Source organism: Shimia sp. (assembly GCF_049116215.1).
Lineage (GTDB): Bacteria > Pseudomonadota > Alphaproteobacteria > Rhodobacterales > Rhodobacteraceae > Shimia.
Genome location: NZ_JAGDZB010000003.1, coordinates 657,868 through 683,153, shown reverse-complemented (window position 1 = coordinate 683,153; position 25,286 = coordinate 657,868). Strand labels below are relative to the sequence as shown.

Genomic DNA, 25,286 nt, shown 5'->3' with positions numbered 1-25,286 from the left:
CGCGGTCGCTTACCACGTTGCGCCCGGGTAAGCGCGTTGCAGCCACTGCATTTGGGTCAGCAGGTGGCCGAGATGCTCTGTGTGGGTTTTGCCGTTGCGTCCACCTTTGTGGGCAAAGTCGCTGTCTGGAATTGTGAGCGTGGCTTCCGCAAGCACCTTACCAATCAGTGCATCGTATTCCTCGCGCAGGCTGGCAGGGTCAGGTGCCACGCCAGCGGCGGCCATAGCGGCATCGACCTCATCGGAAGCAAACATCTCACCCACATAGGGCCACAGACGGTTCAAAGCGGCTTGCATACGCTTGTGGCTTTCCTCTGTGCCATCGCCCAAACCCACAACGGTTTCAGCCGAGCGTTCAACGTGATAAACGACTTCCTTGCTGGCCTTTTCTGCAATCTCTGCAATGCGTTGGTCGGAAGACTTCATCAAGCGTGGCAGCAGGATTGACTGATAAGCGTCAAACAGGAACTGGCGCATAAGAGTTTGTCCAAAGTCACCATTTGGCAGCTCCAGAAGCAGCAGATTGCGGAAATCCCAAGCGTCGCGCAGGAAGGCAATGTCATCCGCGGTTTTGCTATCATCCATCACGTCGGCCGCATAGCCGAGCCAAAACTGTGTCTGGCCAATCAGGTCCAGCGCCGTGTTCGCCAGTGCGATGTCCTCTTCCAGCACCGGCGCGTGGCCGCACCATTCAGAGACGCGGTGGCCCAGAATGAGGGTGTTGTCGCCCATGCGCAGCAGGAACTGCGTGAGCATCTCCTTGTCCACGTTAGCCATCACATGTGCCCCACTTCGTCAGGGATGTCGAAGAAGGTGGGGTGGCGGTAAATCTTGCTCTCGGAGGGCTCATAGAGCGGGCCTTTTTCTGACGGGCTGGACGCGGAGATATTGTTGGCTTCCACAACCCAGATCGACACACCTTCGTTGCGACGGGTGTAGACGTCACGGGCGTTTTTAATCGCCATCTCGGCGTCTGGCGCGTGCAGGCTGCCGACGTGACGGTGGCTCAGGCCGTGTTGGCCGCGAATGAAGATTTCCCAGAGGGGCCATTCTTTGCTCATGATCTAAGTCCTTATTCTGCGGCTGTTTTAGCGGTGCGTTTTTTCTCTGCGTGGGCCATCAGGCCATCCCGTACCCAGGCGCCGTCATCCCAGGCTTTGTTGCGGGCTTCCAGACGGTCGACGTTGCAGGGGCCGTTGCCTTTGAGCACGTCAAAGAACTCGGACCAGTCCGGGTCGGAATAGTCGTAGCCGCCCTTTTCCTCGTTCCATGTCAGGTTTTCGTCCGGGATGGTCAGTCCGAGGTATTTGGCTTGTGGCACGGTCTGGTCGACAAATTTTTGGCGCAGTTCGTCGTTGGTGTTCATCTTGATTTTCCACGCCATGTTTTGGGTGGAGTGCACGGAGTCCGCATCAGAAGGGCCAAACATCATCAGGGATGGATACCACAGGCGGCTCAGAGCATCTTGCGCCATTTTCTTTTGCGCCTCAGTGCCTTGGGCCATCTTCATCATGATGTCGTAGCCTTGGCGCTGGTGAAAGCTCTCTTCCTTGCAGATGCGGATCATCGCGCGGGAGTAGGGGCCGTAAGAGGTCCGTTGCAGCGGCACCTGGTTCATAATCGCGGCGCCATCCACCAGCCAGCCCACTGCGCCGATGTCGGCCCAGTTTAGCGTGGGGTAGTTGAAGATGGAGGAATATTTCATCTTACCGGACAGAAGTTGTTCGGTCAGATCATCTCGGCTGACACCCAGCGTTTCGGCCGCGGCGTAGAGGTAGAGGCCGTGGCCCGCTTCGTCCTGCACCTTGGCCAACAGGATCATTTTGCGCTCCAGCGTGGGGGCGCGGGTGATCCAGTTGCCTTCAGGCAGTTGGCCAACAATTTCGCTATGGGCGTGTTGGCCGATCTGGCGGATCAGGGTTTTGCGATAGCCTTCCGGCATCCAGTCACGTGGCTCGACCTTGATGTCGGCATCGATCTTGGCCTGAAACTCTTTGAGCTGCTCCGGATCGTCGGTGGACGCTTCGGATTTGATCATCTGTGCATACATGACTGGATTCCTCCTCAGGCTGTGGGGTGCCTTAGACCCGTTCGAGAATGATGGCGGTGCCTTGGCCAACGCCAACACACATGGTGCAGAGCGCGTAGCGGCCGCCGGTGCGTTGGAGCTGATAGGCGGCGGACATCACGATGCGTGCGCCGGACATGCCAAGCGGGTGGCCAAGTGCAATGGCGCCGCCTTGGGCATTTACATGGGGAGCATCGTCGGCAACACCAAGCTCGCGCAAAGAGGCGAGGCCCTGTGCGGCGAAGGCTTCGTTCAATTCTATCACATCCATCTGCTCGATGGTGAGTCCGGAGCGGGCGAGTACTTTGCGGGTCGCCGGGACCGGGCCGATGCCCATTATGCGAGGCTCCACACCAGCGGCGGCCATGCCTACAATGCGCGCCATCGGGGTCAGCCCGTTTTTCGCGGCTGCGGCTTCGGTGGCCATCAGAATGGCGGCGGCACCGTCGTTTACGCCAGAGGCGTTGCCTGCGGTGACCGAGAGGTCAGGGCCATTTACGCCACGCAGTTTCGCCAGTTTGTCCGCACCGGTACCTGGGCGGGGGTGCTCGTCGGTGTCTACAACAAGATCGTCACCCTTGTGCTGAGGAATGGTCACGGGCGTGATTTCCTCGGCGAAGTGGCCTGCCTCATGTGCGGCCGCCCAGCGCGCTTGGGAACGGGCGGCAAAGGCGTCCTGGTCTGCGCGGCTGATGTTGTAGTCGGCGGCGACGTTGTCTGCGGTCTGCGGCATGCTGTCGATGCCGTATTGCGCCTTCATTTTTTTGTTCACAAAGCGCCAGCCAATGGTGGTGTCGTAAACTTCGTTGGCGCGGGAAAAGGCGATTGTCGCTTTTGGCATCACAAAGGGCGCGCGCGACATGCTTTCGACGCCACCTGCGATGGCGAGGTCATAGTCGCCTGCGCGCAGACCGCGAGAGGCCATGCCAACTGCATCCATGCCGGACGCGCAGAGACGGTTGATGGTGGTGCCGGGCACATCGGTTGGAAGACCTGCGAGCAGGGCGGCCATGCGGGCGACGTTGCGATTGTCTTCCCCAGCTTGGTTGGCAGAGCCGTAGATCACGTCATCCAAAGACGCCCAGTCAACTTGCGGGTTACGTTCCACCAGCGCGGCAATAGGCAGGGCGGCGAGATCGTCAGTACGAACCGGAGAAAGCGCGCCACCGTAGCGGCCAATAGGGGTACGGGTCGCGTCGCAGATGAAAGCTTCGGTCATGGTGTCTCCGTGGCTGTGGTTTCGGTCCTGTTCGCATTAGCCGACCGTATGGTTGGGATATCGTGAAGTGCGATTCGACGCAATTAAAATGTTACTGTTTGTTGAGGTTGTCGATTCGGGCGTAACATGATGGCCTGTTTCTCGAGGATCCTTGGCAATTGAGACATTGTAATTCAGGCATTTAAGAACCGATTGGGTTGTGCTGAAGAAGGGTAGAGGAATGGGGATCATCATGGTGCGCAGGGATGAGGAATGTCGTCCATTAGTTCCAAGTGAGAAAGGCATTTCTGTCAAAAGATGACGTGGGAAAACACATTTTAAAAAATCTATGTGTTTTGAGCGACATCCTCTCTTTTCGAGGCAATTACGCTGCGGCTTCAAAACTCTTGATAAGGGCAAATGGAAGGCTTTGACCAAAATCAAATACGGGTCATGATCTATATCAAAGTCGGTTTGACTATTTCCATCCAAAGTGCCCGAGCAAACGGGAATATTGATAAAAGAGTTGGCGTGTACGTGACTGCAAAAACGACACATATGCCGGAACGACGTGCCTTTTTACGGGGCCGGTTTCAAGACGAAGAGACTTTGCGTCCTCCTGGGGCGCTCGAGCTCGCGTCTTTTCTTGAAACCTGTACCCGTTGCGGCGATTGCGCCGCTGAATGCCCTCAAGCGATCATCACGGCGGATGACGATGGTTTCCCCAAGGTGGACATCAGTTCGCGTGGTTGTACATTCTGTGGCGCCTGCGCCGAAGCCTGTTCGCCAGAAGCCATTCAGCCTACGCATGAATGGATTTATCGCGCGGTTGTCTCTGACAGATGTTTGTCCATGCAGGGCGTGACCTGCCGTGCCTGTGAAGATCATTGTGATGAGAGTGCGATCCGGTTCCGTTTGATGACGGGCGGACTGTCTGCGCCACAAATTGATCCCGAAACATGTAGCGGATGTGGCGCCTGTGTTGCGCCTTGCCCGTCCAATGCCATCACCGTTGAGCGCCCGGCGCTTCAGCAAACCGCCAGCCCATCAACTGCCAGCGAGACCAACGTATGTACAATATCTGCGGATGCCTAGTTCACGCGATGCCTGAAAAAACGCCGGACGTTGTGTCGGCGATCGAAGCGTCTGAGGGGTGCGAGGTGCACGCCCATGAGGACGGGCGCATTGTTGTAACGGTGGAAGATACCGACACCCGGCGCGCGTCCGAAATCATCATGGACATGCACCAGATTCCCGGCGTGATCACCGTCACGCTGACCTATCATCATTTTGAACCGAGCGGCGCAGATGCGACCGCATCCACAGCGCTCTAAGGAGGACCAGCCATGACATTGCCAACGTCCCGTCGCACATTTTTAAAAGCCTCTGCCGCCGCCGCCACGGCGTCTGCAGCGGGCATTACTCTGCCGAAGGAGGCCCAGGCGCAGGTGGGGACACCTGACATTCGTTGGGACAAAGCGCCTTGCCGTTTCTGCGGCACTGGTTGTTCTGTTCTTGTTGGTACTAAAGACGGACGTGTGGTTGCCACACAGGGTGACCCCAAAGCTCCGGTGAACCGGGGTCTGAACTGTATCAAAGGCTACTTCCTGTCCAAGATCATGTACGGCGAAGACCGTCTGACCACGCCGCTGCTGCGTAAGACGGGTGGTGTCTATGACAAAGAGGGCGAATTTACCCCAGTGAGCTGGGAAGAAGCCTTCGACGTCATGGCTGAGAAATTCAAAGGCGCGCTCAAGGAAAAAGGCCCAACTGGCATTGGCATGTTTGGGTCAGGTCAGTGGACCGTGTGGGAAGGCTATGCCGCCGCCAAGCTGATGAAAGCAGGTTTCCTGTCCAACAATATCGATCCAAACGCGCGCCACTGCATGGCGTCTGCGGTTGTGGGCTTTATGCGTGCCTTTGGCATCGACGAGCCAATGGGCTGTTATGACGACTTTGAGCACGCCGATACATTTGTGCTCTGGGGCTCCAACATGGCGGAGATGCACCCGATTCTGTGGTCGCGTTTGACCGACACCCGCCTGACCAAGCCGGGCGCACAGGTGCATGTGCTGTCGACGTTTGAGCACCGTTCGTTTGAGCTGGCGGACAACGGCATGATCTTCACGCCCCAAACCGACCTCGCAATCCTGAACTACATCGCCAACTACATCATCGAAAATGATGCGGTGAACTGGGACTTCGTGAATGAAAACGTTAATTTCACCAAAGCTGTGACCGATATCGGTTATGGCCTGCGCGATGAGCACCCGCTGCAACAGGCGGCGGAGAACCCGAACAACGGCAAACTCGAGAGCATCGATTTTGAGGCCTACAAAGAGTATGTCTCCGAATATACGCTGGAAAAGACCAGTGAGATTTCGGGAGTACCTGAAAACGCTCTGCTGCGTCTGGCGCAACAATACGCAGATCCTGATCGCAAAGTGATGTCGCTTTGGACCATGGGCTTCAACCAGCACACCCGTGGGTCCTGGGTGAATGGTCTGATGTACAATGTGCACCTGCTGACCGGCAAAATCTCTGAGCCAGGCAACTCGCCATTCTCCCTCACGGGTCAACCATCCGCCTGTGGTACCGCACGTGAAGTGGGTACGTTTGCGCACCGCTTGCCCGCGGACATGGTTGTGGCCAATGATGAGCACCGGGCAATCTCTGAGAAGAAGTGGAAGCTGCCAGCTGGCATTTTGAACGCCAAAGTGGGGTCCCACGCTGTTCAGCAGAACCGGGACCTGAAAGACAGCAAGATCAACGCTTATTGGGTGCAGTGTAACAACAACATGCAAGCTGCGCCGAACATCAACGAAGAGGGGTTCCCCGGTTACCGCAACCCGGACAACTTCATTGTTGTGTCTGATCCGTACCCAACTGTGACAACAATGGCTGCCGACTTGATCCTGCCAACGGCGATGTGGGTGGAAAAAGAAGGCGCATACGGCAACGCGGAACGTCGGACACAGTTCTGGCGTCAGCAAGTGGATGCGCCAGGTGATGCCAAATCCGACGTTTGGCAGTTGATGGAGTTCTCCAAACGTTTCACCACCAACGAAGTGTGGCCTGCGGAAATACTGGATGCCAACCCGGAGTACAAAGACAAAACTCTGTTTGAGGTACTGTTTGCCAACGGTCAGGTCGACAAATACGGCCTGGACGAACTTCAGGAAGGCTTTGCCAACGATGAGTCCGAACACTTCGGTTTCTATGTTCAAAAAGGACTGTTCGAAGAGTACGCCTCTTTTGGTCGTGGTAAGGCCCACGATCTTGCGGAGTTTGAAACGTACCACAAGGCGCGTGGTCTGCGCTGGCCTGTGGTCGATGGCAAGGAGACGCTGTATCGCTTCCGTGAGGGCTATGACCCTTATGTGAAAGAAGGGGAAGGCGTAAAGTTCTACGGGCACAAAGATGGCAAAGCCAAGATTATCTTTGCCCCATATGAGCCACCTGCAGAAAGCCCTGACGAGGACTTCAACCTTTGGCTGGTGACCGGGCGTGTGCTGGAGCACTGGCACTCCGGCTCCATGACTCGCCGTGTGCCGGAACTGCACCGCTCCTATCCTTATGCGCAGGTGTTTATGCATCCGGAAGACGCCAAGGAGCGTGGCCTGCGCCGGGGTCAGGAGATAACCATCTCCACCCGCCGTGGTGACATGCAAAGCCGTGTGGAAACCCGCGGGCGCAACAAAATGCCAAAAGGCGTTGTGTTTGTGCCGTGGTTTGACGAAGGCCAGCTGATTAATAAGCTGACTTTGGATGCCACTTGCCCGCTCTCCAAAGAGACCGACTTCAAAAAATGTGCCTGTAAGGTTGAGCGCGCGTAAGCGCTCATACCTTCAGGTGTCTGAAAGCTAGAGCCATGTCCGCTATGTCGACACAGCCAAAAAACCCAGCCCGCCGGCGCTTCCTTCAGGATGCGGCGCGCGGAACGGCGGGTTGTGCGGTGGCGGGCATGACATTGGCCTGGTTTGTGCAGGATGCACGGGCTTTGCCAGATCGGGCCATTCGCCCACCCGGCGCGTTGCCAGAAGATGATTTTTTGGCCGCTTGTATTCGATGTGGCCTGTGTGTGCGGGATTGCCCCTATGACACGCTGGTTCTTGCGGAGCTGGGTGTGGATGGCGCGGCGACGGGCACACCGTTTTTCACCGCGCGAGATATTCCTTGCGAGATGTGTGAGGATATTCCTTGTGTCGCAGCGTGCCCAACAGGTGCGTTGGATAAAGATCTGACCGATATTGACGATAGCCGTATGGGGCTGGCGGTTTTGATTGATCAAGAAAACTGCCTGAACGCTTTGGGCCTGCGTTGCGACGTTTGTTATCGCGTCTGTCCGGTGATTGATGAGGCCATCACTCTGGAGCGGCGACACAATGAACGTTCCGGCCACCATGCGATCTTCATGCCGGTCGTGCATTCGGATCACTGCACCGGCTGCGGCAAGTGTGAGAAGTCCTGCGTTCTGCCTGGAGAGGCGGCGATCAAGGTTCTGCCCATTCGTGTGGCACAGGCAGATCAGGCAGAGCACTACAAACGCAGTTGGGAGCAACGCCCGGACATCGTGGATGAGATCATCGATCTGCCGGACCGACTGCCGGGGGCAGGCATAGATAATCTAGCCACCCCAGGGGGTTTTGAGCCGACCTTCAAGTTGCCGAAAGGCGCGACATCGGGAGGTATTGGTCAATGACTGGATCAACACATCTCCCAGTTGGGGCAGAGGCCATTCGAGACAAAGGCTATTGGCTGGCCTATCGGTTCCTGATCCTACGCCGCCTCAGTCAGGTGTTTTTCCTGAGCCTGTTTCTGCTGGGACCCTGGTTGGGCATCTGGTGGGTGAAAGGCAATCTCAGCGGCTCGCTGACCTTTGACGTCCTGCCACTCACCGATCCGTTCATTGCGTTGCAAGGTATTGTGGCCGGACACTGGCCAGAGATGACTGCGCTTATCGGTGCGCTCATTGTTGGCGCTGTCTATGCGCTCTTCGGCGGGCGGCTGTATTGTAGCTGGGTTTGCCCGATCAACCCGGTCACAGACGCGGCCAACTGGCTGCACCGCAAACTTGATCTGCCCAAAGGGTGGCAGCCCAAGCGTGGAACCAAGTATTTCATGTTGGCGATGGTGCTGGGTGTGAGTGTGCTTACCGGCACCGTTGCTTGGGAGTTTGTGAACCCGATTTCGATGCTGCATCGGGGGCTGATCTTCGGAGCTGGCTTTGCCTGGGCACTGGTGATTGGAGTGTTTGTATTCGACCTCTTGCTGGCGCGTCGAGGCTGGTGCGGTCATCTGTGCCCGGTTGGGGCCTTTTATGGCTTGCTGGGCAGCAAATCCCTGTTGCGGGTCTCGGCCCAGAAGCGCGCGGCCTGTGACGATTGTATGGACTGCTTTGCAGTCTGTCCGGAAATGCAGGTGATTACCCCTGCGCTGCGCGGCAAAGACGCGGATACCCCGCTGATCCTGTCGCCGGACTGCACAAATTGTGGCCGCTGTATCGATGTGTGCGCGGTCGACGTATTCCACTTTACCCATCGTTTTGACGAGACGCCCGCGCCGGGGCGTGTCCGAGACCGAACCAACCCAGCGCCAAAGGTCGGCAAAGCCGCCTGAGAAGCTAAGGAGAAAGAAAGATGAAAAAACATCCCCTCATCAGCGCCCTGACGGCAGCCGCCATTGTTCTTGGCAGCGGGTTTGCCGTCGCGGATCAGGCCGGGAACGTAAAATCTCTGCGCAATGATCCGATTGATGCCACAAACCGTTTGGATGAAGTGCTGCATCAGCAGTCTGGCCGTGTGGCGCGGAACTACCGCCAGCAGCCGCCACTGATCCCGCATACTGTGGATCAATATCAAATCGATTTGAGCGCCAACCAATGTCTGGCCTGTCACGATTGGACCAATGCGGGCGAACGCGGCGCACCAACGCTGTCGATGACCCACTACCAAGGCCGCGAGGGTGAGCAATTGGACGAAGTGGCCGGCACCCGCTGGTTCTGTAACCAGTGCCACGTGCCTCAGGCCAATGCGCCTGCGCTGGTCGAAAACGAATTTGAACCGTCCAACTAACGTCGGAAAAGGGGAAGGTAGCCATGTCTGATCAAGGCAACAACACCGGCAAAAAGCCGGGTTTCATACGCCGCACCTGGTCCACTTTGTGGTCGCCGACGTCGGCCTTTTCGCTGGGCGCTCTGCTGTTTGGTGGGTTTTTGGCCGGTATTCTGTTTTGGGGGGGATTTCACTGGTCGCTGGAGTTGACCAACACAGAAGAGTTCTGTGTGTCCTGCCACGAGATGGAACGGAACTTCGAAGAGTATACCGAGACCATCCACTATAACAACCGCTCCGGTGTACGCGCGACCTGTCCTGATTGCCACGTGCCAAAGCAGTGGCAACACAAAATTAAGGCGAAAATCCTTGCATCGAAAGATCTCTATCACACTGTGATGGGTACCATCGACACCGAGGAAAAATACGAAGAGCACCGCCTGTCGATGGCGTCAGCGTCTTGGGTAAAGATGAAGAAAAGCGACAGTCGGGAATGCCGCAACTGTCATAAGTTCACCTATATGGATTTCACTGTGCAGGAGAACCGCGCGGCGGCACAACACCAGTTGGCGTTGGATGAAGGCAAGACCTGTATCGATTGTCACCAGGGCATAGCACACCGTCTGCCTGCGGACTATCTGAAGGCCTATGAGGACGTGACCGCAGAGCTGGAAGGTGAGATTGTCGTGCCTGAAAACCCAGGCCAAGATGTCGCCACAGCTGGCAGCGAAATCAAAGGGTATCTGGCGTCTAACTAAGACATATCGGTCAAAAAAATTGGAAAGAGCGTCGCTTTTTGGGGGGCGCTCTTTTTTTGTGCAAACGAAAAGCGCCGGCGCTCACTTGAGCAACCGGCGCTGGCCTTGTGTCCGTGAGTGGTCTGACTTGGGTGCAGACCGGCGCGTCACGTCAAGGCATAACGATTGGCGCCGACAACCAACTCCAACAGGGGAAGGAGGAGGGAGAGAGTGAAGTTGGTTGTAGTGGTCACACCGCCCAAGGGAGGGAGGAAAGCGGTGCGGGTCTTCCGGAGGATGTCTGCGGCGTTGTCCCCAGGCCGTGTCGTCCTCTGTGATAGTGATATGGGAAAGGGGTAAACAAATCCTTTTGGAGTTTAGGAAATGTCTTTGTGATTTTGCGCCAATTTCGAGTGGTCTTTCCTGCGCGCCTTATCCTGCTTGACCTTACACAGAGGATTGGTCGACAAAAGCGCAGGAGAGGCGGGCACTTATGAGACATCTGGTTAACTGCTTGCGTGCCACCGTGGTGCGGTTCAACGGCAAAAACGGGTTTATGCGCAGCTCACATTTGACGCTGTCTTTTGTGTTTGCGCTATTTCCCTTCTGTCTGTTTGCGCTGTCACTGGCCGGGGCGCTGAGTCCTCAGGCGCAGGTGGATGACATCATCGACTTTGCCATTGGGGCCTGGCCCGACGCAATTGCCGGCCCCATAGAGCGCGAATTGCGCGCGGTTTTGCAGGCAGGCAGTTCAACGCTGACCCTTGGCGCGGTGTTGGCAATTGTGTTCGCGTCCAACGGCGTTGATGCGATCCGGGTGGTGATCACCGACGCCTATCGCGAAACCGACCCTCGGCCATTCTGGAAAGTGCGCGGTTTGGCGATCCTGTTTGTTGTGGCGGGGAGTGCCTTATTCACCGCGGCAGGTTTGGTCAGCGTGGTGGTGCCGGTTGTGCTGCATTTCTTCGAAGACCTTGTGCCTTGGTTGGACCAATCCATCCTGAGTAATGAGCAGTTTCGCCAAGGTGTGATTTTTGCGGTCACAACCTTCTTTCTGTTTGCCTGCCACAAATGGCTGCCAGGGGTACCGCATAAAACCGGGAGCCTTTGGCCGGGCATCGTGTTGTGCCTGGTGTTGTGGTTTTTCGCCTCCAAGGTGTTCACCATCTACATCAGCAGCTTTTCGACCTATTCGGTGACCTATGCCGGATTGGCCGGCATAATGTCCGCGCTGGTTTATCTGTACCTGATGTCTGCCATTTTTGTATTTGGCGCCGAGTTTAACGGCCAGTTGATGGATGAAACGCGCCGTCGCGGCGCGCCCGTATAACTACGATCTACGGTACGTCACTCTTGTCGCTGCTTTGGCGTTGGATAAGGTCCGCCGCGGGGAAGAGGAGAATTGACATGGTCGAGACCATTGGTGCGTTGTTTGAGACGCGGGCGAAGGCGTTTTCAGAACATAGTTTTTTGCAAGTGCCTGCGAATGACGCCCGAGCGTACCATCCCGATGGCTATTTGTGCACTTATGGCGCGGCAGAACAGGCCGTATCCGCCATGGAATCCCAGCTTGCGGACGCAGGGTACGGTCACGGGCACCGGGTTGCTGTGTTGTTGGAAAACCGGCCGGAGATGTTGCTCATTAAACTGGCGTTGGCGAAACGTGGTATCAGCTGGGTGCCCGTGAATCCGGATTATCGCCCGGCCGAAGTGGCCTATTTGTTGCAAGACAGCGCAGCGGATTTGGCTTTGGTCGCACCAGAGTTGGCGGAGTTGATGGCGGCGGGAATCGCGGAGAGCGGGTTAGACGTGCCCACCGTGGAGGTGACGGAGAGCCTGCCGGGTTTGCCCAAATGCGCACGTCCTGCGCCAACTGACCAACCGGTAAGTGGCCTCACTGAAGCCAGTCTGATCTACACGTCCGGCACCACTGGGCGTCCCAAAGGCTGTATCATGAGCCACGCCTATGAGGTGGAGATGGGGCAGTGGTATGCCTCACGTGGCGGCTTGATTGAGTTTGAGGCAGGGGTGACCAAAGTTTATTGCCCGCTGCCTTTGTTCCATGTGAATGCGGCGATCCTGCTGTTTATGGCGGTGATTGAGACCGGCAGCACTCATATCATTCCGGAGCGCTTTCGCGCACGGGCGTGGTGGCGCGAGTTGGCGGAAACAGGTGCCACGGCGGCGCATTACCTTGGCATTATTATTCCGGCCTTGATGAACCGGGATCCCGAAGAGTGGGAGCAAAAACATCAGGTTAAATGGGCTGTGGGGGCAGGGGTTGAACCGACTTTGCACCGGCCGTTTGAGAAACGCTTTGGCTTTCCGCTGATCGAGGTTTGGGGCATGACAGAAATGTGCCGGATGTTGGCGGACTGTCACGAGCCGCGCCGTATTGACACCCGTGCCATGGGGCGACCGATGCCAGGGCTGGATGTGCGGGTTGTTGATGACAATGACAAGGAAGTACCCCGTGGTACGCCCGGTGAAATGACCCTTCGGTACAGCGCGGACGCACCGAGACGTGGGGCGTTTTCAGGCTATCTGAACTTGCCGGAGGCCACCGAAGAGGCCTGGCGCGGTGGGTGGTTTCACACCGGTGACACGGTGGTCATGGACGAAAGCGACATGGTCACCTTTGTGGATCGCAAGAAAAACATCATTCGGCGGTCAGGCGAGAATATTGCAGCCGCAGAAATCGAGGCCTGCTTGCAAGACCATCCGGCGGTGGATCGTGTCGCTGTTGTGGCCGTTGAAGACGCGATGCGGGACGAAGAAGTTATGGCCTGTGTTCAAGTACTTGGTGATGCGGATGACGGGCTGGCTCAAGAGCTGTTTGACTGGAGCTTTGCGCGGCTGGCCTACTACAAGGCGCCTGGCTGGATCCGGTTTATGGCGGATATTCCGGTGACCGGAACGCAGAAAATCCAGAAACACAGCCTGTTTGGGGACAACGGATCAGAGACGGATGGCGCCTATGATTTCCGGACCAAGAAGAAACGCGGCTAGGTTTTAGCAGATGATCTTAAAGGAGCCGGTTGTGCATAAAATGATATAGTCGCGGTCGGTTTCCAGCAGGTGCCAGCCTCGCTTTCTGACAGCCAATTCCAAAGCCGCGCGGCCGCATTCCGCCTCGACATCCTGAATGCGGCGACGAACGGCGCCAGCTTCTCCGGATTTGAACGAAGAGAAAACCTGATCCAGCCAGTTTTGGCCGGTGGTCGTATGTGACAAAGTGGCCTGCATGTCACCACTCTGGCGGGAAACTGGTGAATCTAGGGTTAACCGTTCCGATAAAGTTGCGCGTTTTTCTTCTGCGTCGATCTTCAATTTGGCACGTGAGGTGCCTTTACGAGTGGTAAGCTGTCGACTTCTTACCGTTTGGTCTGGCGCCCCTTACTCCGAGTCCAGAAAGGCCTTGAGCTGTGTTGCAACCGTTTTTTGGCGGGCAGCCTTGAGGGCCGCGCTATCGTCCGTGCGGAGGAATGCGGACAGTGCGTTTTGTGAAATCAGCAGATATTGTGCGCTGCCAATCACCCCGTAGAGCCCCAACAACAACTCCATGTCAGTGGTGGTTTTCTTGGCGGGAACAGAGCGCGCCAAATCCAACAGTGCTTTGAGGTACGGCTTGAGAGGCGCAACCCCGGTCTCACTTGAGCTGTCCAAAAGGTTGCGCAAAACCAGACGGGCATCTGCCGTAGCGTCGGTTTCGCCACTGAGAAGGTCTTGAAAATGAAGGATTAGGCGCACTTTGGGTGACACGTCCGGTGTGTCATTTAGCGAGGCCAAGAGCCGGTCCGTGAGGGTTTCAAGCACCGTATTATAAAGCGCGTCCTTGGTGCCAAAGTGGTGCAGGAGAGCTTGTTTGGTGACAGCTGCGGTTTTTGCAAGATTGGCCAGGCTCAGACCGTGGTAGCCATGGGTGGCAAATCCCTCAGTTGCGAGCGTGATGTAGCGGGTGCGGGCGGGGGACGGCTGAGACATGGTTTGGTCCTGCGTAGCTCGGATTTTAAAGGTCAGCTTACCAGATGGTAGAAGCTTGCCAATTGGTAAGCCTTGTTTACTGCGAAAGTGCTGACCAAACGGTAAACGACCTGACAGAGCTTGCGGGCAAAGAAAAAGGGCGGGGAAATCCCCGCCCTGTGTGCGTTTGCGATGTGAGAGATTTAGGCGCGACGGCGACGGCTACCACCGCGACGTCCACGGCCACCTTCTCCAGCGGCGGCGGGAGGCTTGTTAAAGCGGATCCACTCAGCACCACCTTCATCGTTGTTGGTGAGGAAGTTGGCGGCGCGAATGGCCTCCATCTCTTTGCCTGCACGGGCTTTGGTGGAGCCAAGGCCAAACATTTGGCAAAAGGCTTCGTCATCCATGCCTTCTGGCAAGTTGATGCCAGCAGCTTCAACTTCAGCCTTTTTCTCGGCCAGCTTCTTAGGGCCAACAGGAAGCGCAATCGGGTTCATGATGGCGCTGGTCATGCCGGTGGCCATTGCCATTGGCAGGAACGCGTTATTGATGCCGTGACGGTTTGGCAGGCCGAAGGAGATGTTGGATGCGCCGCATGTGGTGTTCACACCGAGCTCATTGCGCAGGCGGTTGTTGAGTTCAAACACTTGCAAGCCTGCGGTGCCCATGGCACCGATGGGCATCACCAGCGGGTCGACCACGATGTCGTGCGCCGGGATGCCAAAGTCGGCGGCACGTTCCACAATCTTTTTCGCAACGGCAAAACGGACTTCCGGATCTTCAGAAATGCCGGTGTCATCATTGGAAATCGCCACAACCGGCACGTTGTATTTTTTGACCAGCGGCAGAACAATTTCCAGACGCTCTTCTTCGCCGGTTACGGAGTTCAGCAGGGGCCGCCCTTTGGCCACTTCCAGTCCGGCCTCCAGAGCACCAGGTACGGAGCTGTCGATGCAGAGCGGGCAGTCGGTGACTTCCTGCACTTTTTGAACGAGTTGGCGCATCAGATCCGGCTCAACAAAGTTGTTGTCCGCATAACGTGGGTCTTCGGCCATTTTGTTGGAGAAGACTGCGCCAGAGTTGATGTCGAGAACGGTGGCACCAGCGGCCACCTGCGCCAGAGCGTCGGCCTGAACGCGGGAAAAGTCGCCCGCTTCCAGCTCTGCGTTCAGAATTTTGCGCCCCGTTGGGTTGATGCGTTCGCCAATCACGGTGAACGGCTGATCAAAACCCATGATCGCGGTTTTTGTTTGTGATTCTATAACGGTACGGGTCATGATTAATCCTGTTAGGCTTTGACTGGCTGCGCCGAAGCGCCGCCGTTATTGATGGCCCAGTTGGCGTTAGTTTTGATGCCGCCAAGCGGGAAGAAATGCACCGAGTCAATGTTGAACTCAGGGTTTGCTGCTTTGTGGTTGGCCAGTTGGGTTAGAACCTCTGTCGGCTCATATGGCAGCAGCAATTTGGAGACATCCATAGCGCGTTTTTGCAGTACCTTAAGCGACGGTCCAACACCACAGGCGATGGCAAATTTGATAAGAGTCTGAAGCTTGGCGGGACCTGCGATACCGATGTGGATAGGGATATCGATGCCGGCGGATTTCACGCCATTGGCCCAGTCGATGATCGGCGCGGCTTCAAAGGCAAACTGCGTGGCGATGGCCATTTTTGCATCAGATCTCTGAGAGAAGTCTTGTTTCCACTGTAGTGCGGCGTCGACATTAGCGGAGCCGCCGGAGGGATCGATATCTTTGTTGCCTTCTGGGTGGCCTGCAACGTGCAGGCGTTCAAAGCCCGCTTTGTCGAACAGGCCAGTTTCAAGAAGTTGCATGGAGTCTGCGAAGTCGCCATGTGGATCGGACACTCCACCGGCCAGCATCAGGCCTTGTTTGACATCCGCTTCGCCCTGATACATGGCGATCCAGTTTTCCAGGGTGGCTTTGTCTTTGATGATGCGGGCAGGGAAATGCGGCATCACGTCGTAACCTTCGGCCGCAATGCGACGGGCAGTATCGACCATGTCCTCAATTGGGGTGCCCTCGATATGGGCGATGTAGACACGGGTGCCAGCCGGCAAAAGCGTACGGAAGTCGTCCACCTTGGCCGCGGTGCGCGGCATGACCTCGATGGAATAACCCTGCAAAAAGGCTTCCATCTCTGGCGTGGTGGTTTTGACCTCCTCGGTCTTGCGCTTAAAGTTCAACAAAGCCATTGCGGCCTCCCAAAAAGAGGGGCGTGTCACGCCCAGCCTTCATTGTTGATCATTTCCTTGATGCGGGCCTGATCAAACTCTGCCTCCAGCCGGGCCACCTCATGTTCGAGGATGGCTTGCGGCTCTCCCTCCACCGGATAGGGATCGCCCTTGCGCCATTCCGCCAGATAGGCGTCCGTGTCAGATGCGCCCACTTTCATTGCCGCACGGTCGATGGCCTGTTCAAAGCGTTCAGCCAAAGGTTTTTTTGCGCCGCGACGCCCTTTGCCCACAATCACTTGAGCAGGAATATCGCGCCAGTAGACAATGGTGACATCAGGCATTTGGGTGATTCCTCCGGTATCGGTCCTTCCTTCCTAGGGCAGGGGCTGGGACCGCTTTGGCTCATTTTCGACAATAGGACGACGTAACGCGACCTTGGGGTTTGTTGTGGGGGCTTTGTAGCGAGAGGCCGCCCTGCTTGGCTATGGGGGTGGCTGTGAAATCTTTGCATGAAGAAGATGAGCAGCGGCGGTGCCGACTTGTGCGTGATTGGCTGCGAAACGGGATTGCGCGGGGCAGGGGGACAGACTACGTTGAGGGTAACACGAAATGGAGGGCGTTACGATGGCGCCCAAGCGTCCCAAAGGTGCGGGCGCATTCCCTAAACCGGTTGAGAGCCCCGCGCCGAAACCGCCTGATCCCAGCTCGCTTTATGCGGCGCTGGATCTGGGCACGAACAGTTGTCGCATGTTGATTGCCCAGCCGAAGGGCAGTCAAATTCATGTGGTAGACAGCTTTAGCAAGTCTGTCCAATTGGGTTCCGGGCTGGAAAGCACGGGACGATTGTCGCGTGGATCGATGCGACGCACCATCCAGGCCATGCGCATCTGTCAGCAGAAACTGAAGCGTCACAAAGTCAAAAGCATGCGGCTTGTGGCGACGGAGGCCTGTCGTCGTGCCAAAAACGCACGTGAGTTTGTACGTCAGGTGAAACGGGAGACCGGCCTTCAATTGGAAATCATCCAGCCCGAAGAAGAAGCGCGTTTGGCGGTGATTTCTTGCGCGCCACTGGTGAGCACCAAGACAGAACAGTTGTTGGTGGTGGACATTGGCGGCGGCTCCACAGAGTTGGTGTGGATGGACTTGACCTCTGTGCCGCCAATCGAGCGGGCGCGAGCCATTATGCGCCTGCGCAGTGGGTTTCACTCTGTCGACAGCCCGTTTCCCGCTGCCAAAGTGGTGGATTGGATTTCTGTGCCTTTGGGCGTGGCCACGCTGCGCGATCAGTTTCGCGATGTGGAAGATGACTCCGCGCGGTTTGCCTTGATGAGCTGGTTTTTTGAGGAAAATCTCAGCGAATTTGCACCATACAAAGATGCGCCTCCCAGTGAGGGTTTCCAAATTATCGGGACTAGTGGCACGGTGACAACCGTGGCCGCCAGCCATTTGGGCTTGCGCCGCTATGATCGCACCAAGGTTGATGGGCTGCGCATGACTAGCGAGCAAATCGACAAGGTCATTCGTGGCTATCTGGACCTAGGTCCCAAGGGGCGGCGTGCGGACCCGCGAATTGGGCAAGATCGGCAAGCCTTGATCATGAGTGGATCTGCAATTTTGCAGGCGTTGCTGCGGTGTTGGCCGACTGATCGGCTCTCGGTTGCAGATCGCGGCCTGCGTGAAGGGCTGCTTTATGCGCAGATGAGTGCGGATGGGGTGCTAGAGGATGGGCCGTTCTAAGGCGGTTTCCCTTGTGACTCTGACAAAAATGACTAGAAGGCGTTGTTTCAACGCAATGTGGTGACGGAAATGGCCAAGAAACCTACCGGTAAAAATACTTCGGGACGTGGGCAGCGGGATTTGACCATCAAGGTAAAGTCCGCGCGGGGGCGTAAACTGTCGTCCACTCGGTGGCTGCAACGTCAACTGAACGACCCTTATGTGGCGCGCGCAAAGGCCGAGGGCTATCGAGGGCGCGCGGCTTTCAAAATCATGGAGCTGGACGATAAGTTCCGCTTTTTGGTGCCAGGGGCGCGGGTTGTTGACCTTGGCTGTGCGCCGGGTGGCTGGCTTCAAGTGGCAGTGCCGCGCATCAATGCTTTGGGAGAAAAATCTGGTAAGAAGGTTGGCACTCTTCTGGGTATCGACTTGCAGGAAGTTGAGGCCGTTGCCGGGGCTGATATCCATCAACTTGATTTTATGGATGAAGGCGCGGACGATCAGGTCAAAGAATGGCTCGGCGGCAAAGCAGATGTTGTGATGAGCGATATGGCTGCATCAAGCTCGGGTCACAAGCAGACCGACCACTTGAAAATTATGTCGCTGTGTGAAACCGCAGCCTATTTTGCCTTTGATGTGCTGGAAGAGGGTGGCACCTTTGTGGCCAAGGTTTTAGCGGGTGGTGCCGAAGGCGAACTTCAGAAGCTGTTGAAACAGAAGTTTACCAAAGTTGCCAATGTGAAACCACCGAGCAGTCGCTCTGACAGCTCGGAGAAATTTGTGGTAGCCACAGGGTTTCGTGGCTAAAGCCTAGCTTGCGCGGCGCAGCGAATTTGAGGCGGATTTCAGCATCTGATCCGGGTTGAACTCGAACTCGACTTCCAGCGCTTCGGGACGTTTGGCCTGGACCGGTCGCTTGGGCGCCACACGCACCGCGTCAGCTGGCTTTTTCATGGTTGCCAGGTTTTGCTGGCGGATCAATTCCCACAGACGGGCGTGACGGGATGGCTCTGCGGCCACAGCGTGAGGCGCATGATACATTGGATGTCTCCTAGGCAGCTATTGAGTGGCCGGAAAAGTGCAGATGGCCACAAGATACCTATGCAGGCGGCTTATGGTCAAAGTGGCGCGCAAATGTGGAGATTTTGGGGAAGTGTGTTTCAGTTCCCTCGGGCAAGGTCTTCTGTGGTGTTGTTGCCTGCATCGCGCCATCGGTTATGTGTCCACATCCACTGGCCCGGATGTTTGCGTATCTGGGCCTCCAAACTGTCGTTGAGAGCTTGGGTCATCTCTTGCACATTGGTGTGAGGAATGGGCGCTTCGGTCTCGATGACATAACTTCCGTCAGGCTGCCTGACCCCGTAGCACGGAACCAAATCAACTTTGTACTTGAGTGCCAGATCAGCGGGGGATTCTGCGGTCCGAGCTGGCTTCCCCATAAACTGGTAGAGCGGCGCATCATTGATACGCTGATCATGAACGATGCCAACAAATCCACCATCTCGCAAATGTCGCAACATGTTCGCCATGCCGCGGCGCCCCCGTTCAAACAAAGGCTCGCCAAAATCGGCCATCGCTGCGACGTAGTGTTCGTTAAAATAGGGATTGGACATGCGTTTGTAGAGGCCGCCGATTGGTATGCCGCGCGCCAAAAAGGATCCTCGCACCGCGAGATAATTGCCAAAGTGGCCGGTCACCATCAAAGCACCTTTGCCGTCTTTGTGAGCCTGTTCGAGAATTGCATTGCCAGGGCCCAGAACTGGTGCGTTTGAGATGCGCGCTTGAAATTCGGAGCCCGCATATGTCTCCATCAACATCCGTCCCATCGAATTGGCAACTTGATGCACAATGTCTTCGCGTTGCTGATCGGACAGTTCCGGCAAAACCAGCGACAGGTTTTCGCGAATGCGGCGTCGATTGCCGGACAATGGCGCAACCAGATGATCTGCCATCCAACCGGCGGCATTCATACGCGCGTCATATGGCACTTTGCGCATGATGGAGAGAATTGCGCGGATAATGGTATCGCTAATCTTGTGCCCCAAACTTTTATCGGAAGTATCCATGTGTGTTGTGGTCTCGCGAGTTCGAGGTCTATGCGGTGGGAATTACTTATGTTTTACGAGGATTGTGTGCAAGGGACTAGGTCAGAATGAGATTGAACCAATGAGATGCACGTCGTAACACAGGTTGGCATGACAAGGTCACATACCCTGGGTGTGGGCCGCGATAGCAAAGGTTCGACAATGACGTCAGCGGCGGAATGGCAGTTGGTTCTGATCCTCTGGGGCACAAAATACGGCCCCTCTGAAGTGTGTCAATTGATAGAAACGGTTGAAAAAACTGCCAGTCGACCCTTTCGAACTGTATTGATCACCGACCGCCAAAGAGACGGTTTGCCAACAGGCATCTTACAGCGCACGTTTCCTGAGTTTTTTGTGCAGGAAGAAATGCGCACCAGTGGGTGCCAGGCGAAGCTGGCAATGTTTGAGGATGGTGTTGTCCCGCAAGATTTGCCTGCTGTCTATATCGACATTGACACTGTGGTTTTTGGCGACATGTCTAAGTTTTTGGACGTCGCCCAATCAGAGAAAGCTGTTGTTTTATTTCAAAGCGCTATGCTCCCGATTGGCCCGCTGGGGCGGTGGATTTGGCGCCGCACCAACAAAAAAAGATATGCCCGAGGAAACTCCTCCATTGTCGTTTATCACCCGCGCGAATGCGGCTATATCGCTGAGCAGTTTCGGTCTCTCCATGGCCGACACGGGATGAACGGGTTCCGCCCAATGATTGCTGATGAACGGTTTATGAGCTGGGCTGCGCAAGAAAGTCTGCAGGCCATACCAAAATCGATGGCCGTCAAGTTTCCGACTGAGTTTATGCTGCCCTGGGCCTGGTTGACGCACTTACGTGCGTCCCTTCCATGGGTGAGGAGACGCTGGAATGGTCTTTTGGCTGTCACGCTGCCAGGGGTTGAAGTGAAAGGTCAGGAATTGCTGCAGATGCCCGAGGGTGGTGGATTTGTCGACCGGAAGGGCCGGCGGTTGATCTGGTCGGAAAAGGCCATTGGGCCAATGAAACAAAAACTAACACAATACTACGAAGCGCTGTCTGCGCGTGAGGAAGAGAGCAAGTCATGATCCTTGGACATATCGGAGCCCGCAAAGGCTCCAAAGGCGTACCAGGCAAGAATTTCCGAATGATCCAAGGGAAGCCTTTGATCGACTGGTCCCTGGACATGTTGTTTTCACATCCTCAGGTCGATGCGGTGGTGGTTTCGACCGATGATGAGGAAGTCTACGCTCATGCCGTCGGTAAAGGGGCGTTGGAAATTGGGCTGCGCCCGGCGGAGTTGGCAACAGACACCGCTCCAAAATGGGGTGTTTGGCAACATGCGTTGGCGGCGAGTGAGCAGGCGCTCGAGCAAGATGTGACCGCCTTTCTGGACCTCGATTGTACAAACCCACTGCGCGTGCCAGAGGATGTCACGGGCGCGTTGGCTCTGTTTGAATCTGATGAACCTGATATGGTGATGAGCGTGTGTGAGGCACGTAAAAACCCTTATTTCAATTTGGTAGAGCCGGATGAAAGTGGTGCGCTACAAGTGTCCAAAACCCTGCCGGGGGGCGTTTGGGCACGTCAATCTGCGCCAAGAGTTTTTGAGCATGTCGGATGTGTTTATGTGGTGGCGCCGGACTACTTGCGCAGCGCCAAGACGATCTATGAGGGCCGGGTGCTACCGTTTGAAATCCCGTCCATTCGCGGTTTTGATATTGATGAGCCGCATGATTTTGGTTTGGTGCAGTATTTGCTGGGTGAGTTGAACGCCGGACGGCTTTAAAGATTGTCCTGTGCTGACGCGAGCGCTTCCGGGAGCGCTTGCATCAGTTTTTGCGTACCGCCCGCGTGGGCCTCAAAAAAAACGTCAATATCTTGTTCTGACGGCGAAAAACTTCTGGAAAGCGCCTCCGCCAAGGCTGTGGCATCCGGTTTTGCACAGGCCACTCCAGCCGCTTTGGCTTCTTCAAATGGATACTCGATGGTCCAGGTTTCAGGTCCGGTGATCACTGGTTTTTTCAAAGCCAAAGGCTCAATGATGTTGTGTGCGCCAGCAGGAACAAATCCGCCACCAACGACCGACTTGTCAGCCATCGATAGGTAAAAGTACATTTCGCCTAAACTATCCCCAAAGAAGATGTCAGGCTGTGAGGCAGGCTTTTCAAGCTCTTGGAAAGCTTTGGATGAAATTGCCGAGGGCAGGGTTGCTGAGCGGCGCAGGACATCAAACCCTTCAGTTTTCAACATGTCGTAAATGTCATCAAACCGTTCAGGACGACGCGGCACATAGACAAACAGCGGCTTGGGTCCCGCGCCGGCCAACATCTGCTTCATGGTTTCAACATACAGAGCATCTTCGCCTTCAACGGTAGAGCCAAAAGTCACCACGGGGCGATCGTTGGCGCCAATCCACTTTCGAGCAGCCGGCCCTGCTTCCGTCAAATGTGATGGGACCGGTTGGTCAAAGCGCAGCTCACCAGTGACATGGATATTTGGAACGTTTACGGCGGCAAAGCGTTTGGCTTGTAGGTCGGATTTCACAAAAGCCCCGGCAAACTGCGCCATTACAGCAGGGCGCAGGCCAAAGGACTTCTGATCTTTTTCTATGGATTTAGATGGGTATTGTGCATTGCACATGAAGAGGGGAACACCCGCGCGTTTGCTGGCCATGACCATGCGTGGCCAGATTTCAATCTCCATGACCAGGCCAAACTTCGGGGAAAACGCTTTGAAGAAATTGCGAAAAGCCCAAGTGGTTTCAAATGGAACCCAGACGGTTTGGAGCTGGCCGTTGCCAATGGCATCTGCAAAAACCGCTTGTGTTTCGCGCCGACCGGCTGGAGTAAATTGAGTGACCACCACCTTTTCGCCCTGCTCCAAAAAAGCTTGAATCAGCGGAACAGCACTGCGCAATTCGCCAAGGGACACAGCGTGGATCCAAATCGTCTCCCGCATCGTGGTTTTGTATCGTCCAAAACGCTCAAAAATGTGCTGATGATACAGCGGGTCTTTGCGCCCTCTGCGGTGCAAATAGATCAACACGAGCGGTAAGAAAAGGTGCCAGATCGCCGACCAAAATGCAAGAAAAACACGTAATTTCAGAGGCATGTGGATCGTTCCTGATTTGAAATTTCGGCTGAGGTGCAGTCAGCGGCGAATTGCCAGCTTAGGCAAGATCGTGAAAGGCTTTCTGCAACCCTTGCCCCCAGAAGTTTTCGTTCTTCATGGTCTCGACAAAACGCTCCGCGGCCCGACCTTCGCCAAATCCAGTGTGCGGCTCATGGCGATGGTTCCACTCTTTGGTCAGAAAGGCCTCAATTGTAGCCCGATCGTCCGCGGCGCAGCTAAACACTGAACCGGATTGCGCGCGGTTGGTTTGGCGGGTGCCGATGTCCAGGGAAGGCAGTCCCAAAAACGGCGCTTCGCGCACACCGGCTGAAGAGTTGCCAATCATGCAAGCCGCGTTTTTCATCAACTCGGAGAAATGATTAAAGCGCATGGATGGAAACTGCCGGAAACGCTCGGGCGGCAGATTATCCAAAACCGCAAAAATGTCTTCGGACCCCGGGTCATTATTGGGTGCGATCACAACGAAATTCTTGCCGGACGCGTCCAGTGCATCAAACAAAGCTTCCGCCTGCGCGCCCATGGTCGTCTGTTCTGACGTGACCGGGTGAAAGGTCACCAATCCAAAGTCATCGAAAGCGATATCATAGCGCGTTTTAACGTCGTCCAAGGTCACGCCGGACGGACCCGCGTGGAAATCCAACTCCGGTGAGCCAATCACATGGATGGCGCCTTCGGGTTCGCCCATCGCCATGGCGCGCCGCTTGGCGTCCTCAGAGCTGACAAAATGGTGGCTGGCCAGTTTGGTGTTACAGTGGCGATAGATTTCATCGATGGTGCCAGAGACTTCGCCACCTTCAATGTGGGCGCAAGGGATATAGTTTGTCGCAGCCACAAGCGCACCTGCAAGGGCCTCAATGCGATCGCCATGGACCACAACCAGATCCGGCCGTGTCTCTGTCACGTAATCAGAGAATCCGGTCACCGTTTTGGCAAGGACGATGTCCTGCGGATCACCCGGGCGCTGGTTCAGAAACTCGTGCTTGGTTACGCCGGGCATGCGATGCACTTCGATTTTTGTACGTCCGTAACGCTCCAGCATATGCATGCCGGTGATAAAGAAGGAGACATCAAAACCAGCATCACGAGCGGCTGTGGCCAAGGGTTCCAGCTTGCCGAAGTCAGCGCGTGTGCCGGTGAGGAAGAGGAGGCTCGTGGCTTGGTCGGTAGGGTCGGACATCGGCTGCTCCAAGGACCGTGTGTGTTGAGGGACCCCTCAAATCACATCACTTTTTGATACGTTTCCAAGAATTTAAACGCGCGGTATAGGGAAAACAAGAGACGGCGGAACGCGCCAGTCCGCTGGACTTCCAGCGAGACCAAAGCTAGGTGTGAGCCATACGCTAAAGCTTGTCTTTGTGTGCCAACGTCTATTGGAAAGGCCGAAAAATGGAACGTGTCATTTTGACGATGAAGTGGGGCACGCTGTACTCTGCGGAGTATGTCAATGTGCTCTACAACGCAGCCAAGGCCAATATGGACGGCGACTTTACTTTTGTGTGCTTGACCGAGGACGCGCAAGGTATTGATCCGGGGGTTGTAACACTTCCAATCCCTGAGGTTGGTTTGCCTCAATCTGCGTGGAAGGCGGGAGCTTGGCCAAAATTGACCGTTTTTTCAAGCGACCTGAATGGCCTGAAAGGCCGAGCGCTCTTTATTGATCTGGATACCGTCATTTCAGGTGATTTGTCAGAGATGTTTGATTTTCCTGGCGCGTTTGTATGTTTGGACTCCCGCCCATGGCGCTACAACTCTGGTCCTGCTCGGACCGGTACTGGGATTTTTGCATTTGATATTGGCGAGATTAGCTCGGTTGTTGACCACTTTGTCTCAAAAATGGATGAGATGCTGTCTGGCTATGACAACGAGCAGGATTTCCTACATGGAGAATTTGCGACCCTGGGATTTGGCGATATCCAGTATTGGCCAACTGATTGGCTGCAAAGTTTCAAATATCACCTCCGTCGCCCACTGGTTGTTGACCGCATCTTGCATCCCAAAGCGCCAACAGCCAAAATCTTATGCTTTCACGGACTCCCGCGTCCAATTGATTTGATTGATCCGCCGAGCGGCAACTGGGATAAATTCCCTCATTACGGTCGGGGGCAAGTTCCATGGATGGTAGATTATTGGACCCGCTTTGGTGGGTCACTCAAAGGCTAACAGATAC

The 25,286-nt window shown here is 55.7% G+C and carries 27 protein-coding genes; 14 read left to right on the top strand and 13 right to left on the bottom strand.

Going from position 1 to position 25,286, the window contains the following annotated elements:
• Positions 1-9: 9 nt before the first annotated feature.
• The 4 genes from paaC to pcaF are packed head-to-tail and all read right to left on the bottom strand — an operon-like array spanning position 10 to position 3,287.
• Positions 10-777, bottom strand: a complete 768-nt coding sequence (gene paaC / locus JXR15_RS11965; RefSeq protein WP_422053442.1) for a 1,2-phenylacetyl-CoA epoxidase subunit PaaC — start codon at positions 775-777, stop codon at positions 10-12.
• Entirely contained in the window at positions 777-1,061 is a 285-nt protein-coding gene (gene paaB / locus JXR15_RS11960) for a 1,2-phenylacetyl-CoA epoxidase subunit PaaB (protein ID WP_132860101.1), read from the bottom strand. The genes paaC and paaB overlap by 1 nt, the downstream gene beginning before the upstream one ends.
• Before the next feature lie 11 nt (positions 1,062-1,072).
• Complete coding sequence (paaA, locus tag JXR15_RS11955; protein WP_422053441.1) at positions 1,073-2,050, bottom strand: 1,2-phenylacetyl-CoA epoxidase subunit PaaA; 978 nt, start codon at positions 2,048-2,050, stop codon at positions 1,073-1,075.
• A 31-nt stretch (positions 2,051-2,081) separates the two neighbouring features.
• Positions 2,082-3,287 (bottom strand): 3-oxoadipyl-CoA thiolase, encoded by a 1,206-nt coding sequence (gene pcaF / locus JXR15_RS11950; protein WP_422053440.1) that lies wholly within the window; start codon positions 3,285-3,287, stop codon positions 2,082-2,084.
• Between the two features lie 537 nt (positions 3,288-3,824).
• Here pcaF and napF point away from each other — a divergent pair.
• The 9 genes from napF to JXR15_RS11905 all read left to right on the top strand — a co-directional run bounded on the left by napF (position 3,825) and on the right by JXR15_RS11905 (position 13,065).
• Positions 3,825-4,361, top strand: coding sequence for a ferredoxin-type protein NapF (napF, locus tag JXR15_RS11945; RefSeq protein WP_422053439.1), 537 nt, complete (start codon positions 3,825-3,827; stop codon positions 4,359-4,361).
• 8 nt (positions 4,362-4,369) lie between these two features.
• The gene (locus JXR15_RS11940) at positions 4,370-4,600 is read left to right on the top strand and encodes a chaperone NapD (protein ID WP_422053438.1); all 231 of its coding nucleotides are present in this window, start codon (positions 4,370-4,372) and stop codon (positions 4,598-4,600) included.
• A 12-nt stretch (positions 4,601-4,612) separates the two neighbouring features.
• Positions 4,613-7,102 (top strand): nitrate reductase catalytic subunit NapA, encoded by a 2,490-nt coding sequence (gene napA / locus JXR15_RS11935; protein ID WP_422053437.1) that lies wholly within the window; start codon positions 4,613-4,615, stop codon positions 7,100-7,102.
• A gap of 44 nt (positions 7,103-7,146) precedes the next feature.
• On the top strand, positions 7,147-7,968 hold the full coding sequence (napG, locus tag JXR15_RS11930; RefSeq protein ID WP_422053436.1) for a ferredoxin-type protein NapG: 822 nt from the start codon (positions 7,147-7,149) through the stop codon (positions 7,966-7,968).
• Complete coding sequence (gene napH, locus JXR15_RS11925; RefSeq protein WP_422053435.1) at positions 7,965-8,885, top strand: quinol dehydrogenase ferredoxin subunit NapH; 921 nt, start codon at positions 7,965-7,967, stop codon at positions 8,883-8,885. Before napG ends, napH begins: the two co-directional genes overlap by 4 nt.
• Before the next feature lie 20 nt (positions 8,886-8,905).
• The gene (locus JXR15_RS11920; RefSeq protein ID WP_422053434.1) at positions 8,906-9,340 is read left to right on the top strand and encodes a nitrate reductase cytochrome c-type subunit; all 435 of its coding nucleotides are present in this window, start codon (positions 8,906-8,908) and stop codon (positions 9,338-9,340) included.
• Between the two features lie 23 nt (positions 9,341-9,363).
• Positions 9,364-10,077, top strand: coding sequence for a NapC/NirT family cytochrome c (locus JXR15_RS11915; RefSeq protein ID WP_422053433.1), 714 nt, complete (start codon positions 9,364-9,366; stop codon positions 10,075-10,077).
• A gap of 472 nt (positions 10,078-10,549) precedes the next feature.
• Positions 10,550-11,386, top strand: coding sequence for a YihY/virulence factor BrkB family protein (locus JXR15_RS11910; RefSeq protein WP_422053432.1), 837 nt, complete (start codon positions 10,550-10,552; stop codon positions 11,384-11,386).
• Positions 11,387-11,463: 77 nt separating this feature from the next.
• Complete coding sequence (locus JXR15_RS11905) at positions 11,464-13,065, top strand: AMP-binding protein (protein ID WP_422053431.1); 1,602 nt, start codon at positions 11,464-11,466, stop codon at positions 13,063-13,065.
• Positions 13,066-13,068: 3 nt separating this feature from the next.
• Here the strand turns inward: JXR15_RS11905 and JXR15_RS11900 are convergent, their stop codons facing one another.
• From JXR15_RS11900 to JXR15_RS11880, 5 genes are all read right to left on the bottom strand, one after another.
• Entirely contained in the window at positions 13,069-13,302 is a 234-nt protein-coding gene (locus JXR15_RS11900) for a hypothetical protein (protein WP_164642676.1), read from the bottom strand.
• Positions 13,303-13,452: 150 nt separating this feature from the next.
• A complete protein-coding gene (locus JXR15_RS11895) occupies positions 13,453-14,040 on the bottom strand; it encodes a TetR/AcrR family transcriptional regulator (RefSeq protein ID WP_422053430.1) in 588 nt (195 codons plus the stop codon).
• Positions 14,041-14,222: 182 nt separating this feature from the next.
• Positions 14,223-15,299, bottom strand: a complete 1,077-nt coding sequence (locus JXR15_RS11890; protein WP_422053429.1) for a methyltetrahydrofolate cobalamin methyltransferase — start codon at positions 15,297-15,299, stop codon at positions 14,223-14,225.
• Positions 15,300-15,310: 11 nt separating this feature from the next.
• A complete protein-coding gene (locus JXR15_RS11885; protein WP_422053428.1) occupies positions 15,311-16,234 on the bottom strand; it encodes a methylenetetrahydrofolate reductase in 924 nt (307 codons plus the stop codon).
• A 26-nt stretch (positions 16,235-16,260) separates the two neighbouring features.
• Positions 16,261-16,557, bottom strand: coding sequence for a virulence factor (locus tag JXR15_RS11880; RefSeq protein WP_422053427.1), 297 nt, complete (start codon positions 16,555-16,557; stop codon positions 16,261-16,263).
• 283 nt (positions 16,558-16,840) lie between these two features.
• Between JXR15_RS11880 and JXR15_RS11875 the strand changes: the two genes are divergently transcribed.
• A complete protein-coding gene (locus tag JXR15_RS11875; protein ID WP_283427493.1) occupies positions 16,841-17,953 on the top strand; it encodes a Ppx/GppA phosphatase family protein in 1,113 nt (370 codons plus the stop codon).
• Positions 17,954-18,022: 69 nt separating this feature from the next.
• Positions 18,023-18,739: an RlmE family RNA methyltransferase gene (locus tag JXR15_RS11870; protein ID WP_299420693.1), complete on the top strand. Its 717-nt coding sequence runs from the start codon at positions 18,023-18,025 to the stop codon at positions 18,737-18,739.
• Between the two features lie 3 nt (positions 18,740-18,742).
• Here JXR15_RS11870 and JXR15_RS11865 read toward each other — a convergent pair whose 3' ends face one another.
• Positions 18,743-18,973 carry a hypothetical protein gene (locus JXR15_RS11865; protein WP_422053426.1) on the bottom strand — a complete coding sequence of 77 codons (231 nt, stop codon included), beginning with the start codon at positions 18,971-18,973 and terminating at the stop codon, positions 18,743-18,745.
• A 119-nt stretch (positions 18,974-19,092) separates the two neighbouring features.
• Positions 19,093-19,998 (bottom strand): lysophospholipid acyltransferase family protein, encoded by a 906-nt coding sequence (locus JXR15_RS11860; RefSeq protein ID WP_422053425.1) that lies wholly within the window; start codon positions 19,996-19,998, stop codon positions 19,093-19,095.
• Between the two features lie 180 nt (positions 19,999-20,178).
• On the opposite strand from JXR15_RS11860, the gene JXR15_RS11855 reads away from it, so the two are divergent.
• Positions 20,179-21,072: a hypothetical protein gene (locus tag JXR15_RS11855; protein ID WP_422053424.1), complete on the top strand. Its 894-nt coding sequence runs from the start codon at positions 20,179-20,181 to the stop codon at positions 21,070-21,072.
• Positions 21,069-21,773 carry an acylneuraminate cytidylyltransferase family protein gene (locus JXR15_RS11850; RefSeq protein WP_422053423.1) on the top strand — a complete coding sequence of 235 codons (705 nt, stop codon included), beginning with the start codon at positions 21,069-21,071 and terminating at the stop codon, positions 21,771-21,773. Before JXR15_RS11855 ends, JXR15_RS11850 begins: the two co-directional genes overlap by 4 nt.
• Here the strand turns inward: JXR15_RS11850 and JXR15_RS11845 are convergent.
• Positions 21,770-23,098 carry a 3-deoxy-D-manno-octulosonic acid transferase gene (locus JXR15_RS11845; RefSeq protein ID WP_422053422.1) on the bottom strand — a complete coding sequence of 443 codons (1,329 nt, stop codon included), beginning with the start codon at positions 23,096-23,098 and terminating at the stop codon, positions 21,770-21,772. The two genes, JXR15_RS11850 and JXR15_RS11845, sit on opposite strands and share 4 nt — an antisense overlap.
• A 58-nt stretch (positions 23,099-23,156) precedes the next feature.
• Positions 23,157-24,296 (bottom strand): UDP-N-acetylglucosamine 2-epimerase, encoded by a 1,140-nt coding sequence (gene neuC / locus JXR15_RS11840; protein WP_422053421.1) that lies wholly within the window; start codon positions 24,294-24,296, stop codon positions 23,157-23,159.
• A 209-nt stretch (positions 24,297-24,505) separates the two neighbouring features.
• Between neuC and JXR15_RS11835 the strand changes: the two genes are divergently transcribed.
• Positions 24,506-25,279, top strand: coding sequence for a hypothetical protein (locus tag JXR15_RS11835; protein WP_422053420.1), 774 nt, complete (start codon positions 24,506-24,508; stop codon positions 25,277-25,279).
• Positions 25,280-25,286 lie beyond the last annotated feature (7 nt).